This is a genomic window from Cohnella soli (genome assembly GCF_042655525.1).
GTDB classification, from domain to species: Bacteria; Bacillota; Bacilli; order Paenibacillales; family Paenibacillaceae; genus Cohnella; species Cohnella soli.
The window spans coordinates 268596-282868 of record NZ_JBHSMI010000023.1; the positions used below are offsets into that span (position 1 = coordinate 268596).

At 54.4% G+C, this 14273-nt stretch carries 13 protein-coding genes; 8 read left to right on the plus strand and 5 right to left on the minus strand.

Annotated features, from left to right (window positions below):
* Nucleotides 1-50: 50 nt before the first annotated feature.
* The gene (locus ACFPOF_RS11815; RefSeq protein WP_378132751.1) at nt 51-1034 is read right to left on the minus strand and encodes a polysaccharide deacetylase family protein; all 984 of its coding nucleotides are present in this window, start codon (nt 1032-1034) and stop codon (nt 51-53) included.
* Between the two features lie 182 nt (nt 1035-1216).
* Nucleotides 1217-1738, minus strand: a complete 522-nt coding sequence (locus ACFPOF_RS11820) for a MerR family transcriptional regulator (RefSeq protein ID WP_378132753.1) — start codon at nt 1736-1738, stop codon at nt 1217-1219.
* 176 nt (nt 1739-1914) lie between these two features.
* On the opposite strand from ACFPOF_RS11820, the gene ACFPOF_RS11825 reads away from it, so the two are divergent.
* Nucleotides 1915-2781, plus strand: a complete 867-nt coding sequence (locus ACFPOF_RS11825) for a nitrilase-related carbon-nitrogen hydrolase (RefSeq protein WP_378132754.1) — start codon at nt 1915-1917, stop codon at nt 2779-2781.
* A 1-nt stretch (nt 2782) separates the two neighbouring features.
* Here the strand turns inward: ACFPOF_RS11825 and ACFPOF_RS11830 are convergent, their stop codons facing one another.
* Together ACFPOF_RS11830 and ACFPOF_RS11835 are read right to left on the minus strand one after the other, a co-directional pair.
* Nucleotides 2783-3694 (minus strand): GNAT family N-acetyltransferase, encoded by a 912-nt coding sequence (locus ACFPOF_RS11830; RefSeq protein WP_378132756.1) that lies wholly within the window; start codon nt 3692-3694, stop codon nt 2783-2785.
* Between the two features lie 207 nt (nt 3695-3901).
* Nucleotides 3902-5692, minus strand: a complete 1791-nt coding sequence (locus ACFPOF_RS11835; RefSeq protein WP_378132758.1) for an ABC transporter substrate-binding protein — start codon at nt 5690-5692, stop codon at nt 3902-3904.
* Between the two features lie 126 nt (nt 5693-5818).
* Here ACFPOF_RS11835 and ACFPOF_RS11840 point away from each other — a divergent pair, with 126 nt between their 5' ends.
* The 7 genes from ACFPOF_RS11840 to ACFPOF_RS11870 all read left to right on the plus strand — a co-directional run bounded on the left by ACFPOF_RS11840 (nt 5819) and on the right by ACFPOF_RS11870 (nt 13688).
* Complete coding sequence (locus ACFPOF_RS11840) at nt 5819-7330, plus strand: DUF4153 domain-containing protein (protein ID WP_378133133.1); 1512 nt, start codon at nt 5819-5821, stop codon at nt 7328-7330.
* Between the two features lie 20 nt (nt 7331-7350).
* The gene (locus ACFPOF_RS11845; protein ID WP_378132760.1) at nt 7351-7821 is read left to right on the plus strand and encodes an NUDIX domain-containing protein; all 471 of its coding nucleotides are present in this window, start codon (nt 7351-7353) and stop codon (nt 7819-7821) included.
* 27 nt (nt 7822-7848) lie between these two features.
* Entirely contained in the window at nt 7849-8319 is a 471-nt protein-coding gene (locus tag ACFPOF_RS11850; protein ID WP_378132762.1) for an NUDIX hydrolase, read from the plus strand.
* 87 nt (nt 8320-8406) lie between these two features.
* Nucleotides 8407-8712 (plus strand): DUF6509 family protein, encoded by a 306-nt coding sequence (locus ACFPOF_RS11855; protein WP_378132764.1) that lies wholly within the window; start codon nt 8407-8409, stop codon nt 8710-8712.
* Nucleotides 8713-8880: 168 nt separating this feature from the next.
* Nucleotides 8881-10623, plus strand: coding sequence for an ABC transporter ATP-binding protein (locus tag ACFPOF_RS11860; protein ID WP_378132766.1), 1743 nt, complete (start codon nt 8881-8883; stop codon nt 10621-10623).
* Nucleotides 10620-12410 carry an ABC transporter ATP-binding protein gene (locus ACFPOF_RS11865; RefSeq protein ID WP_378132768.1) on the plus strand — a complete coding sequence of 597 codons (1791 nt, stop codon included), beginning with the start codon at nt 10620-10622 and terminating at the stop codon, nt 12408-12410. The genes ACFPOF_RS11860 and ACFPOF_RS11865 overlap by 4 nt, the downstream gene beginning before the upstream one ends.
* 114 nt (nt 12411-12524) lie before the next feature.
* Entirely contained in the window at nt 12525-13688 is a 1164-nt protein-coding gene (locus ACFPOF_RS11870) for an iron-containing alcohol dehydrogenase (protein WP_378132770.1), read from the plus strand.
* Nucleotides 13689-13768: 80 nt separating this feature from the next.
* On the opposite strand, the gene ACFPOF_RS11875 is transcribed toward ACFPOF_RS11870, so the two are convergent.
* Nucleotides 13769-14254, minus strand: a complete 486-nt coding sequence (locus ACFPOF_RS11875) for a hypothetical protein (protein WP_378132772.1) — start codon at nt 14252-14254, stop codon at nt 13769-13771.
* Between the last annotated feature and the right edge of the window lie 19 nt (nt 14255-14273).

Genomic DNA, 14273 nt, shown 5'->3' on the forward strand with positions numbered 1-14273 from the left:
ACAATAAATGATTGTTATAAGTTCTGTAAAACTTCATCCCGGCGGCAGAATTATTTCACTGCTGAAGAGGAAGCTTGCCCGGAGGCGATCAGTTCGTTCACCGTTACGAATTCGTAGCCTTTGGCTTGCAAATCTTTAATGATAGCGGGAAGCAGTGCTACTGTATGATCGATGGCGTGCTTGCGGCCTCCGAAGGAGTGCATCAGGATGATGCCGCCTTTGTGCGTGTGGCTCATTACGTTTTTGTACATGTTGGCGACCGATGTGCCCGCCCAATCTTTCGTATCGACGGTCCAGAACACGTGTGTCATTTCCTGCTTATGAATTTCATTAAGCACACTGTCATTGTATGCGCCGTACGGCGTTCTCATCAGATCGGACGTCACGCCCGTCGCCTTGAAAATCGCAGCCTGTGTCTTGTTTAGCTGATCTTGCAGCGCCTGCGCCGAAAGTTTAGTCAGATCGGCGTGAGACCAGGAGTGGTTACCGATGTCGTGGCCTTCGGTCACGATCCGCTTGGCGACGCCGGGATATTTCGCAACTTGCGTTCCTACGAGGAAAAATGTCGCTTTAACATGTTTCTCCTTCAGGATGTCAAGGATTTCGCCTGTGTACTTACCATCCGGCCCGTCGTCGAACGTCAGCGCCACAAGTTTGCGGTTCGGGAACTGATCTTTGCCCGGGGAGACGGGCCGAACGTTGTTCCCCGGAAGCGGCGTCTGCGTTGCCGGAGGCTTCTCGGGTTTCGTCGGCGGTTTCTCCGCTGGATCAGGAGATTCCGGGGGAGGTGACTCGAATTCGTCCGGGCCAGGTTCCTCGCCTGATCCCGGATTGACGATCGTTGTTCCATCCCCGTCCGGACTGCCGGTTACGCCGGTAGCGACCGGAGTCTCCGTATCGGCGTAACTGGTGCTGATCCAATTACCGTGCTTTAGTTCCCATGCTCCGAACGCCGCAAATACGACGGTCGCGAGCAGCATCAAACCTGTAATGCGTCGCCAGGCGCGCCTTCTCGATAGTCTTGTTCCCCGCATGGCCTGTGCCTCCACGATTTCTAATTGCCAGTCAGAAACGAGAAGCCGATTGGGGATGATCCGGACGGAAGGGATCCCCATCCCCGTCCATCAGGACCGATTCGCTTTCTGTTCTTGTTGGTTACCTATTAGACGGAGGAAGGGGGAATAAAGTTCGAGAAAATGGCGTCGATTTTAGAAAATTATTGTCGGCGGAAAAACAATCCTTTTTTCTTGGCGGGAGGCGGTGAAGGGGGCAGAGGGGAGAATTGGAAACCAGCTTGCGCGGTGGCATTGGAAGTCGTCGGCTGCAGCTTGTCCAATGCGGAGGCAAGTTGCGCAACCATCTGACGCAGCTCGTCGATCTCGGTCCGGTGCTGAAGCACTTGCGCTGAGACGACCTCGTCGGCTTTCTGTCGAACGGAGCGTTCGACTTCGTCTAGGCGGAACAGCAGCGCGTTCGTGTCGGGGAACAGCGGCGGAGGCTCCGCGGAGCTCGGAGCTTCCATGGCGTGGCGGCTGGGCAAGGAAATCTGCTCGAGCGTCTTGCCTAGCTCGATCTGGTCTTTGATGTGGAACAGTAGTTCCATGTCGACGGAGTTAAACGTGTAATGTCCGAGCGGGTCTTTGCGGAATGTAGCAGCATACTGGGAGGCCCATCTTTTGACTGTCGTTTGGCTGACGCCGAGCAGCAGGGCGGCGTCTTTTGTTTTTAACATTTTCATCGCAACCACTCCTACATCATGCTTATGATACCTAGATTCGAGGCTTGTGCCTGGCTCCCTGCAAGGACGACAAAGGTAGTGTCTGTTCGTCAAACAAAGTGGGATTTCGCGCGGTGGACAGGCAAGCTTCGGGAAGGTATCGTTAGGAGGACGATATGTTGACGGAGGGAACGTTCATGAAACTGAAAATAGCGACGACGCAATACGGGTTGAACGATGTGGGATCAGAGGATCTGTTCTGGGCGAGAATCGAGGAGAAAACGAAAGCGGCGGCCGATGCGGGTGCAGGGCTGATCGTTTTTCCCGAATATATGACTGCGCATTTGTTGAGCCTGACGCCGCCGATGGCGCATGCGGAGGCTTGCGGGTATTTGGCCGATCGAACGGAAAGGTATGAGAAATTTTTCGGGGAGCTTAGCCGGGAGGCGGATATCGCAATATTGGCGGGTACGCACGTGGCGCGCGCGGAGAAAGGGTATGCGAACAGAGCTTATTTGTTTTTCCCGGACGGGCGGGTTGAGAAGCAGGACAAGGTGCATTTGACGCCGGAGGAACAGAAAGAGTGGCCGCTGACTGCAGGCGAGTCGCTAAAAGTATTCGAGACGGCATGGGGGAAAACGGCGTTGCTGACCTGTTACGACATCGAGTTTCCGGAGCTGGCGAGAGCGGCGGCCGCGCGTGGGGCAGTTTTGCTGCTTTGCCCTTCTTATACGGAGACCGCATTCGGCTATTATCGGGTGAGGTACTGTGCGCAGGCGCGGGCGGTGGAAAACCAATTGTTCGTGGCGCTAAGCGGACTGACGGGCGAACTGGCGGAGGAGCGTCCGCAGATCGATCGGGCGCACTGCGTAGCGGGCGTCTTCGCGCCTTGCGATTACCCATTCGTTCCGGACGGCGTGTTGGCGTTGGGCGAATCAAGCGAGGACGCGACCGTATTGGCGACGCTGGATTTCGAGTCGCTTCGCGAGAATCGCGAGCGCGGAGCCGTCGCGCCATTCTATGACCGGCGTCCGGAGCTGTATGCCCGGGAGATGGGGGGATAATTTAGTCAACAGCCTTGGAGGAAGGTTGATCTTTCTCCTTGGCATTATCGAGTTTCCTTCGTATCCGTGCGATGATTTGATCGTGCTCAAGCAGTTTCGCTCCATCGGCAATCTGTTTTTCCGCGACCAATAACTTTGATTGTAGTTCATTGGTAATGAACTCAGCTTTATTTGAATTAGGCATAATCCGATACCAATATCTATAGGCTTCCGAGTAACCAAGCTTGGAGTAGAGACGCATAGCGGGTGCGTTGTCCGCAACGACAGCAAGGTAACTGTACTTTGCGCCGTTCTTTTTACCCCATTCAAGCAGGTTTAAAATCATCTGCTCTCCGAATCCCCGATTTCGGCTCCCGGCATCCGTTACGATATCATACAATCCGATATATTCGCGCTCAACGACCCCGAACCCGACAGCAACGACCTGATCCCTTTCGTAGAAAGAAATGAATGCGATCGGAGTGCTGATCAGCGAGATCATGCGCTCCATCGTAACTCTAACCTCACTCTTGATTTGGTTAAGTCTGCAATAGTCATCCAACCATTCAGAGTCGACAGCTTCTACGATTCTAACGGATCGGATTTGCGGCTCGCGTATGTTTGCCAATTCCAGTGTCTGGACGCTCGTCTGATCGACGAGTGAATAGCCTCTGGCAGCGAGAATGTCGTCTAGGTTGGCAGGATGTACGAAGGGGGTAATCTTGAACGTTGCGGGCAGGCGGTGGGTTGCATATACGCTTTCGCAGTGTGCGATCTTGTCGTTGGTGTCGAAGGTAGTTCCATAGAGGGCGCTGACCGAATTGGCTCGTTTCGTGTAGCCTTCGGCTAATCGTAACACCCAACCATCGCACAGCAAGGTTGTCAGAGCAGGCCAGTGGTTCAACGATAACTCTTCGATAAATTTGTAGTTCACGAGGATGTGGCCTCCGTTAGGGATTATTCGAATAAATATACAATAACACTCATAATAATTCAACGGTGATAGCGTAAAGCATCCGATTTGGATCGGTTAGAGTTGCTTGCGAGACAACCAACTGGCTGCTCGAGGTGCGTCAGCGTGCTGTAGTTGCTTGTGAGACAAACTAACTGGCTGCTCAAAGTAACTTCCGCCCGCCACACATCACTCGTCTTCAAGATCGGCGTCCTTCGGAGGGAACCAGATTGTGCGCAGGTTGACCCAGCCTTGGGAATTGAATGTGACGCCGCGAACGGATGGAAGATAGGCGGTGGGCAAAGGTTTTTCCGACAAAATGTAGAGCTGGCGTTCTTTAATCAACAATTGCTCGACTTTGCTTAGCTCGAAGGAGCGAATGGCAGGGTCGGCCTCTTTGTCGATGCGTCGAAGCGCGGTTTCGATATCGATTCGGGTGTGTGCGTCGACGTGTTCCGCGATCGTCAAATATAGGTCGTAAAGCCGAAGTTGCTCATCCTGATCTCGCAAAGAGGAAAACAAAATCAGGTCGGATGCAAGACGTACGTCACCCTTGAACTCTTCGGGCGGCACAGAGACGACGCGGCAATCGTACCCGTGTCCGGCCAGCTTCGCAGCAAGCGCTGCGGCTTCCGCACGATACGGCGTAATCGTGGCAAGCTGCAGAAAAACAGAGTCACCGGTCGACGCGCTTGCACCCTTCGTTTTTTTGCCGATGCTGGCGAACAGCCGCTTTCGCTCGGCCGGATCCGATAAAGGGCCGGCTTTCTTGGTGTTGCAAGTAACGAACTTGCGAACAGTCGTATCGGAGTGGATGTGGCTCCAGCCGCTTTCTGCGGACGACGGACTATGGATGACGTGAAACGGGGACAACGTCTCCGAGCCCGCACCGCCCCCACCCTCATTCGCATTGCCCGGACTTGCTACCGTGCTCGTACCTGTCGCTCTCGCCTCCATCGCATCGCCTTCTCCGTGCGATTTTTTTGCTGCGCCCGAGGCGACAGCCTCCCACGGCACATGCACAACCTCAACCCGATCAAGATGCGCCCGCCCCAGAAAATGCGCCGAAAATGCCTCCAGCACACATATACTCTCGTTCATCTCCGTCACTTTGAACGGCCCCGTTCCGAGCGGGGCCTGTCCGAACCGCAAACTGCCGAGCTGGTTCAAATCTTTCGGCACGATCGCAGCGCGGCTTGTGCACAGGAACGGGAGAAACAGCTCGTTCGGTTCCTCCAGTGTGAAACGCACCGTGTTTGCGTCGAGCGCCCGCACGGAGGCGATTCCCTTGTAAATATGGCCGTACAGCGTCCGGCGCGTCGAACGAATGAGCCTCTCGAATGTGTAAACGACGTCGTCGGCCGTCAGCACTTTGCCGTGATGAAATAGAACCTCCTTACGAAGGTGAAATGTCCAGCGCGTGCGTCCGGCGTCGACATCCCAGGCATGTGCGATGCCGGGGGCGATTTCCTCTCGTCGTGCGGTTCGCCGGACGAGTCCGTCGAAGACATTGCTCGCCACGAACGACTCCGCCAGCAAGTTCATGTATAGCGGGTCGACGGTGCGGAGCGGCTGGCGGATCGGAAGGCGGAACGTATCGTAGCGGCGATCGCTGCGTATTTCGGCGTGATGTCCGAAGTAAGAGAGCAGCCAGCCTTGCAGGTGCTCGTGAAGCGAAGCGGAGCGATAGTCGCGCAGGTCGCCTATTGCTTGCGTCATGTCTTTACGGTTCATCGCGGCCATCATCGCTTGCGCCGCAATCTCCTCCGGTTGCGCGAGGAAATGCAAGATGGACCGCTTCCCTCGTCCGCGGCTCGCCTCCCAAGAGATCCAGCCGCATCTGCTCATCTCCCGTACGATATTCGTCGCGTTCCGCGGCGTGCAGTCGAGCAGTCGCCCGAGCTCCTCGAGTGTAGTCGAGCTCTCAGCGCCTCCGCCGTAAGTGGCGTGAAGCCGTAAATATTGCCGGTGAAGCTTCATCGGTCCGCCAACCTCCGTCCGTCGACTAAAATAGGAAATTCCGCATGAAATTCTTTCTCTTTATTTTCCTATTTTAACATCTACAATGGGCATTAGAAAATCCATATCGGAGGGTTGCACGTGAGCATGAGTCCGAATCACGGCAGCATGGCGACAAGACGTTCGATCACGGCGTTGGCGGGAGCTTTCGCGCTTGCTTTTGCTAATCAGTATTTGTTTTACGGTCACGTCTTCGGCGTAGCTTATTCCATCTTCATGCTGCTGTTGTACGCGTACGTGTTCCATGACAGAAGGGATCGTTGGCGCGAGGCGAACGGTTTCGGCTTGTTCTTGTTCGTCGTCGTTATGCTGCTGTCGTTCACTTACGCGTTGTTCGATAACCCGGCGTTCCAGGCGCTCGACTTTCTTGCCGTACCGACGTTGTTTTTCCTGCACATCGCTTACGCAAGAGGAGCGGGAAGAGCTGCTTGGTGGGACGTTCGACTGATTGAGGACGCGCTGAAACACTTCGTTGCGCGGAGCCTGCGGCATGTGCCGACGGCGTTCCGGATCATGAAGCTGTCGACATCGCGCAAAAATGGACTGTCAAACAACAAAACGGCGTTAAAAGTCGCGGTGGGGCTCGCGCTTTCGCTGCCGTTGCTGCTTGTCATCGTATCGTTGCTGGCGAGCGCAGATGGGGTGTTCGAGAAGGCTTTGTCGTCAGTACCGTCCTGGTGGAGCAACCTCCCGGTTGGGGAAACATTCGGGCGCCTAGTCTGGATTTTCGTCGCGGGGATCTTGTTCTTCTGCTACTTCTGGGGGTTCGTGAAACCCGGTCATCGGAAAATGGCGACAGTGCCGGAAGCGGGGGCAGACGACGAGGAGCAACGAGCTGTCGGCTTGCGCATCGACCCGATCATCATGATGACGCTGCTCGTTTCGGTGAACATTGTATACGTCTTGTTCGTCGTTCTTCAATTCACGTACTTGTTCGGAGCTTGGCAAGGGGAACTGCCGGATGGCAAGACGTACGCCGAATACGCGAGAAGCGGATTTCTGGAGCTTGTCGCCGTAACGCTCATCAACTTCGCCTTGCTTATGCTCGCTTTGACGGCACTCGGCGAGATGACAACTGCCCGTCTGCGGCGCGCGATTTCGTCGTTGCTGTATGTGCTTGTTGGCTGCTCGGGCGTCATGCTGTACTCCGCTTACTCGCGCCTTATTTTATACGAAGACATGTACGGCTACACGTATATCCGCTTTCTTGTCCATGCATTCATGATTTATTTGGCGATCATGCTGATCATTGCGGCTGTCCGCATCCGTACCTCCGCTATTCCATTGGTGAAATGCTATATCGTTGTAAGTCTGATCGCCTATGTATTCGTCAATTACGTCGGGATGGACCGCATCATCGCGGAGAAAAACATCGAGCGTTACCGGGAAAGCGGCAAAATTGATCCGGCTTATTTATTGGAGCTTTCGGCCGATGCAGTTCCGACGCTAGCGAAGTTCGCGAAGAACGAGTATCCGAATCTGAAGCCTAACCTGGACCTGAAAAGGCAGACGCTCTCGTACAAGGAGCGAGGCTGGCAATCGTTCAACTGGGCGCGCCATGCGGCGATGAAGGAATTGGATCAGTTGCTCGACAAGTAAAAAGAAAAGGAGATCGTTCGATGGGCTACGTGGATGAGTTACGGAAATTGGTCGGAAACAGGCCGCTCGTTCTGGTCAGACCGACGGCGGGCATCGTCAACGAACGCGGCCAGCTTTTGCTTACGAGAGATATGGACGGCAAATGGTCTGTTCCGGGCGGGTTTATGGAACCCGGGGAAACGACCGAACAATGCGTGCGGCGGGAAATCCGGGAAGAGATTGGACTTGGACTCGGAGAGTTGCAATTGCTTGGCGTCTTCTCGGGACCAGAGCTTCGGACGAAGCTGTTGAACGGGCATGAATACGACCAAGTCGTCATCGCCTACGTGTGCACCGATTACGAAGGTGAAATCGAGCCGGATCGGGTCGAAGTGGAGGAAGCGAGATTTTTCGACTTGTACGAATTGCCGGAGGGAACCGACCCTTACGTGAGAGAGCAATTGGAACGATGGGGGCCGCGTTTGTTGGAGTTGCTGAAGCTGTCTAGTTAAGCGATATAGAAGGGGATGAATGGAGAGATGGGATATATTTCGGATCTGCGCTCACTCGTCGGCACAAGACCGCTTATCATGGCGGGAGCGTGCGTGCTCGTCTTCGATAAGGAGCGGCGATTGTTGCTTCAACGTCGAACGGACAGCGGAGATTGGGGCACGATCGGCGGGGCGATGGAGCCCGGAGAATCTTTGGAGCAAACGGCAGCTAGGGAGTTATATGAAGAGGCGGGTTTGCGGGCAAAATCGTTTGCATTCGTGGCCGTCTATTCCGGGGCGGATATGTATTACAAATACCCGCACGGCGACGAAGTCTACAATGTGATGGCCGTCTATGAGGCGGAAGGCGTGGAAGGCGTTCCATCCGTGAACGATGACGAAGGGCTTGAGCTGCGCTACTTTCCGCTGGATCGACCGATTAAGGGGCTGAATCCCTTTTCCGAGCATGTGCTGCGCAAAGCGGGTTACATTTACAGTGAAAGTTCAAGTACCGTGTAACATTTGAGATTCGACGTCGAATCAACTTCCTGGTGTATAATGGTGACAGCGATGCAGACTGGCGAGAAGCCCCAGGAAGGAAGATCAATGATGTTAGCGGTGTTGGAATATAGCGTAGAACTAGTGAAGGATCCTTTTCAGATTTTGGCGGGGAAGCGGTATGAGTTTCTGATCGATCTCGACCTCGATCTCGAGGAGGGCGACGAACTTTATACCGAAAAAGGCGTGTACGTCAAAGCGGTGTACAAAGTCGACGGCGAGCAAGGAAGCGTCGTCAGCTACAGTTTACGAGAGCGAGTGACTGACCGTTCGCTTGATTTCGATCTGGAAGAAGAGGAAGAAGTCGCTCTGGCGGCGTTCTGTAAGGAACATTACGCGGAAGCGGAAGAATAGACGCAACATGAGAAGCCCTTCGGCAGCGCGAATAAACGCGGGATCGGAGGGCTTTGCGGCATTTTGTGTCTTTAGCGATTTTTTACACTGTGTTCGCGTAGACGGCGAACAGTCTCAAGGTTAAGATCATAGCAGACTCTCATATTAATGGAAGAGGTGGAAGCAAGCTTGTCATTCGTTATCCGTCTCAAATGGTTTTTCAAAGAGCGTTGGGCCAGCTATGCGGCTGCGATAGGACTTATGGCGACGGTTACCTTGTTGTCGATGATACCGCCCAAGCTGATCGGCAACACGGTGGATACGTTAAAGAACGGTACGCTGACGTCCGATGAACTTCAGCGAACGGTATTGGTGCTCGTCGGGTTGGCATTGCTTGTCTATATCATGGTGTACATATGGATCACAACTTTGTTCGGCAATTCGATTCTGATCGAGAAGCTGCTTCGTTCGAGGCTGTTGCGCCATCTGTCGCGAATGACACCGACGTTCTTCCAACGCAACAGCACGGGGCAGTTGATGGCGCTGGCCACGAACGATATTACCGCCATCGGCAATACGGCCGGTTACGGTGTCATGACGCTCGTCAATACGCTCGTAGGCGTGTCGGTCGTCGTTGCGATGATGCTGTCGTTTATCAGCGCCAAATTGATGATTGCCGCGCTTGTTCCGTTGCCCTTGCTTGTCGTTGTCATCAGCAAACTAGGTGGCAAAGTAAGGAACAGATTTATCGCGGCGCAGGAATCTTTCGGACGAATGAACGATCACGTGCTCGAGTCGATCTCCGGCATTCGGGTCATACGTTCTTACGTGCAGGAGAACGACGACTTGCGCGCTTTCGACCGAATGACGACCGAGGTGCTGGACAAGAACCGGCGGGTATCCGCCCTGAACGCCTTGTTCCAGCCGTTGATTTCGTTTATCGTCGGCACGAGCTTTACGATCGGTATTGGTTATGGTTCTTATCTGGTCATTCATAACGAGATTACATTGGGACAACTCATCTCGTTCAATATTTATTTGGGTATGCTCATCTGGCCGATGATCTCGTTCGGCGAGTTTATCAATGTGCTGCAACGGGGAAGCGCATCGGCGGAAAGGCTGCAGGAAGCGTTGGCTCAGCAGTCCGATGTGCAGGATGCCGTGGAGCCGGTTGAGCTCGATACGCCTTCATCGATAGAGATGAAGAATCTGACATTCGTCTACCCGAGTTCGGTGACGCCAAGTCTCGACGGGGTTTCCTTCAGATTAGAACGGGGAGAGACGCTGGGCATCGTCGGCAAAACAGGCAGCGGCAAAAGTACATTGCTAAAACAATTGCTACGCCAGTACCCGGTCGAGCAGGGCGCTTTATTTATCTCCGACGTACCGGTAGAACAGCTATGGCTTGAACAGTTGAAAAGTTGGATCGCATACGTGCCGCAGGAGCATTTTTTGCTGTCCAAGTCGATCCGTGACAATATCGCGCTTGGCAAGCCTGATGCGACAGCTGAAGAGATCGATCGTGCAGTCGAGATGGCCTCATTCGCGCAAGATGTCGCCCAGATGCCGGAAGGACTGAACACAATCGTTGGCGAGCACGGCGTTATGCTGTCCGGAGGCCAGAAGCAGCGGCTTGCCATTGCGCGCGCGTTGCTGGTCGACGCGGAAATACTGCTTCTCGACGATTCATTGTCCGCCGTAGATGCAAGAACGGAGAGTAGGATCATCACCCGTCTGCGTCAGGAACGCGACGGAAGAACAACGCTAATAACGACACACCGCTTGTCCGCCGTAAGCCACGCGAACTGGATTCTCGTGCTCGACGAAGGCAAGGTGCGGGAAGAAGGGACTCATGACCAGCTCATGCTGCGCGGCGGCTGGTATAAGGAGCAATGGGAGCGTCAGCAGATGGAGGCGAGCTTGGAGGAATGAATACATCCACCTTATTCGAGGAGATGCCGAACAAATCCGGGCGCTCCACGGCCCGCAGGTTGCTCGATTATGCGCTTAAGTACAAATACCGGATCGCCGGGGCGATCGCCATTCTGATTTGCGCTGTCGGAGCGGACTTGGCGGGGCCGTACATCATCAAAACGATTATCGACGATCATCTTTCCGGCGGCGAAGGCAAGCTTGGACCGATTTTGGCGCTGCTGGCTGCGGCGCTTGGGCTTAATGTGTTATCCGGATTGTGCACCTTCGTGCAGTCGTACTCGTTGCAATCGACCGCACTCCGCATTATTAAGAACATGCGCATGGATCTAATGAGGCACATCCAGCGGATCCAGCTTCGCTACTTCGACAATACGCCGATCGGTCAGGTTGTTTCTCGTGTTGCCAACGATACTGAGGCGATCCGTGATTTGTTCATGAGCTTCATGGCAACGTTCGTCGTCAGCTTCGTCCAACTGGTCGGCATCTATGTCGCTTTGTTTCTGTTGAATACACAGCTAGCTTTGTTTACGCTGCTGCTGCCGCCGCTATTTGCATTCATCATGTACGTACATCTCAAATATTCGAAGAAATATATCGCGATTATGCGTGCGCGTCTGAGCGATATGAACGCGATGATCAACGAATCGATTTCCGTCATGCCGATCATCCAGGCTTTTCGCAGGGAGAAGCGGACGCTTGAGGAGTTCGAGACGCTGAACGAAGATCGTTACGTGAACCAGGTTAAGCAATTTCGCGTTTTCTCGCTTTCTTCCCGGAATATCGTCGGCACGATTGGCAGTCTCGTTACCGCGTTCGTCATCTGGTATTTCGGACGCGACTCAATCGGCGGAGGTGCCATTACGGTCGGCGTGCTGTATGCATTCATCGATTATTTGGGACGTGTGTTTAACCCGATTATCGGGATTTTCGACCAACTGACGAACGCGCAGCGGGCGTTCGTATCCGCAGAGAAAGTGTTCGCCATTCTCGATATGGAAGGCAAAGACGTCGAAGAAGCAGCGAACGCCCCACGTCCGCAGGGCGTCGTGAAATTCGAAAACGTAACGTTCGCGTATAACGAAGGAACGGATGTGCTGAAGGGGATTTCCTTCGAGGCGCGTAAGGGGGAGACCGTGGCGCTCGTCGGGCACACCGGTTCGGGCAAAAGCTCGATCATTAACCTGCTGCTCGGTTTCTATGAACCGCGCGCGGGAAGGATTACGATTGACGGCGAGATTACCTCGGCTATGTCCAAGCAAGCGCTCCGCAAACATATGGGCATCGTACTGCAAGACCCGTATTTGTTCGCGGGCGATATCAAATTTAATGTGAGTCTTTACAACAAGGAAATTACGCTTGAACGGGTGAAGAAGGCGCTGGCGGACGTCGGCGCGGCTTCTTTCGTCGAGCAATTGCCGCAAGGCTACGACGAGCCTGTCGTGGAACGGGGCAGTACGCTATCCTCGGGCCAGCGACAGTTGATTTCCTTCGCGCGAGCGCTTGCTTTCGATCCGTCGATTCTTATTCTGGATGAAGCGACGTCCAGCATTGACAGCGAGACGGAGTCGCTCATTCAGCGGGCGCTTAAAGTGGTCAGCGCCGGACGAACGACACTCGTCATCGCTCATCGGCTGTCCACGATCCGTGAGGCCGAACAGATTCTCGTGTTACATCGCGGAGAGATCGTCGAACGGGGCAATCACGACGAGTTGATGGCGCTCGAAGGGCGTTATTTCAAAATGTACCAACTGCAGAAAGGCGAGAAAGCTTCGTTGGCGGTGTAAGGCCGGCCCGCTCCATTGGGGGGCGGGCTTTCTTGCTTAAAACGTGCTAGTTAGTGGACAATAATGGTACACTAGGGAAAGTAAGCGACCATAGCAGCAGGAGGGACAAGGAGCATGAACGCATTCGAGTTATATAACCCGACCAAGCTTGTTTTCGGAGCGGGGAAAGTGAATCGGTTGGGCGAGCTGGTAAAACCTTATGGCAGTAGGGTACTGCTGGTCTACGGCGGTGGCAGCATCAAACGGTCGGGCTTGTACGACGACGTCATGTTCCAACTGTCGGAGATCCGCGCGACCGTTCATGAGTTGCCCGGCATCGAGCCAAACCCTCGGCTGACGACGGTGAACAAAGGGATCGACATTTGCCGTAAGGAGAAAATCGAATTCATACTCGCGGTCGGCGGCGGCAGTGTCATTGATGCCGCGAAAGCAGTGGCGGCAGGTGCGCTGTACGACGGGGATATGTGGGATTTTACGATTCGCCGGGCTACGGTCCAGGCCGCGCTTCCGCTCGGCACAGTGCTGACTTTGGCGGCGACAGGTTCGGAGATGAACGGCAACTCGGTCATCTCTAATTGGGAGGCAAAGGAGAAGCGCGCATTCGGCAGCAAGCTCGTATATCCGAAGTTCTCTATTCTTGATCCGAAGCTGACCTATACGGTTCCTCGCGATCAGACGGTCAACGGCATCGTCGATATTATGTCGCACGTGTTCGAGCAGTACTTTACGCTGACGACGGACATTCCGCTTCAGGAAAGATTCGCCGAATCGATTTTGCAGACGGTAATCGAGAACGGAGAAAAAGCGCTTGAGGACGGCAGCGATTTCGACGCGAGGGCGAATCTGATGCTCGCCGGCACGTATGCGCTGAACGGAACTTTGCCGAACGGGGTTTCGACCGATTGGGCAACGCACGGCATCGAGCACGAAGTGAGCGCGATTTACGATATTGCTCATGGCGCGGGTCTGGCGATTCTTTTCCCGAACTGGATGAAGTATGTCTATAAGGAACGGGTCGGCAAGTTTGCGCAATTCGCTGTCCGTGTATGGGGCATCGATCCGTCAGGTAAGAGCGAGGACGAGCTTGCACTTGAGGGCATCGCCGCGACGCGGGCTTACTTCACGCGCATCGGCGCGCCGGCTACGCTTGGAGAAGTTGGCGTCAAGGGCGATCAGATTGACCGCATGGCCCAGGAAGCGACGCGTTTCGGACCGATCGGTTCGTTTAAGCAGTTGGATATCGAAGACGTGAAGGCGATTCTGCAGAGTAGTTTGTAAGCTACAAAGAAACCTCATCTTTGTGAATGGATGCTCGGTACTTCCATTCTGCCAAAGAGAGGTTTCTTTGCGTTATGGCTTTATTTCTGCAGCTTGGTCGAATAATCGATGGATACGTACGCGTCCCCTTTGTGACCGAACGCCTTCGCGATCGTGAGCATGGCGGCGTAACTGGCCGTGTTGCCTTGGAACGTAATGACGCCGGAAGAGTCGCCCATGCTGAAGCTCAGTCCCGCGTTCGCCAAAATATCTTTGTACAGCTTCGTCGCATCTTCAACCGACATAGCCAGACGGAAATGGATGATGTAGTTGATGTCCGATTTCTTCGCTTCGATGTCCAGCGCGCCTTTGGCGATCGGGATTTCCGACGGGAATCCGGACGGGACCGCCGCTTCGCTGGCCGAATCCGTCGCCCCTGCGGTGGAAGATCCGGAGGAAGTCTGCTCGCTCGGAGGATCCGTCTTTCCCGCTGCCGTCTGCGATTTCCCGGAACTGCCGCAACCGGACATCACAATGATCGCCATTGCAACGGCAACGATGGTTAGCCATTTTCCTGCCGTTCTCATTTTCCCTTACCCCCTGCTC

What these genes read in the sequence shown, in the direction of transcription:
- ACFPOF_RS11815 (WP_378132751.1), bottom strand. Translation starts at nt 1,034, where the DNA reads ATGCGGGGAACAAGACTATCGAGAAGGCGCGCCTGGCGACGCATTACA.
- ACFPOF_RS11820 (WP_378132753.1), bottom strand. Translation starts at nt 1,738, where the DNA reads ATGAAAATGTTAAAAACAAAAGACGCCGCCCTGCTGCTCGGCGTCAGC.
- ACFPOF_RS11825 (WP_378132754.1), top strand. Translation starts at nt 1,915, where the DNA reads ATGAAACTGAAAATAGCGACGACGCAATACGGGTTGAACGATGTGGGA.
- ACFPOF_RS11835 (WP_378132758.1), bottom strand. Translation starts at nt 5,692, where the DNA reads ATGAAGCTTCACCGGCAATATTTACGGCTTCACGCCACTTACGGCGGA.
- ACFPOF_RS11840 (WP_378133133.1), top strand. Translation starts at nt 5,819, where the DNA reads ATGAGTCCGAATCACGGCAGCATGGCGACAAGACGTTCGATCACGGCG.
- ACFPOF_RS11845 (WP_378132760.1), top strand. Translation starts at nt 7,351, where the DNA reads ATGGGCTACGTGGATGAGTTACGGAAATTGGTCGGAAACAGGCCGCTC.
- ACFPOF_RS11850 (WP_378132762.1), top strand. Translation starts at nt 7,849, where the DNA reads ATGGGATATATTTCGGATCTGCGCTCACTCGTCGGCACAAGACCGCTT.
- ACFPOF_RS11855 (WP_378132764.1), top strand. Translation starts at nt 8,407, where the DNA reads ATGATGTTAGCGGTGTTGGAATATAGCGTAGAACTAGTGAAGGATCCT.
- ACFPOF_RS11865 (WP_378132768.1), top strand. Translation starts at nt 10,620, where the DNA reads ATGAATACATCCACCTTATTCGAGGAGATGCCGAACAAATCCGGGCGC.
- ACFPOF_RS11870 (WP_378132770.1), top strand. Translation starts at nt 12,525, where the DNA reads ATGAACGCATTCGAGTTATATAACCCGACCAAGCTTGTTTTCGGAGCG.
- ACFPOF_RS11875 (WP_378132772.1), bottom strand. Translation starts at nt 14,254, where the DNA reads ATGAGAACGGCAGGAAAATGGCTAACCATCGTTGCCGTTGCAATGGCG.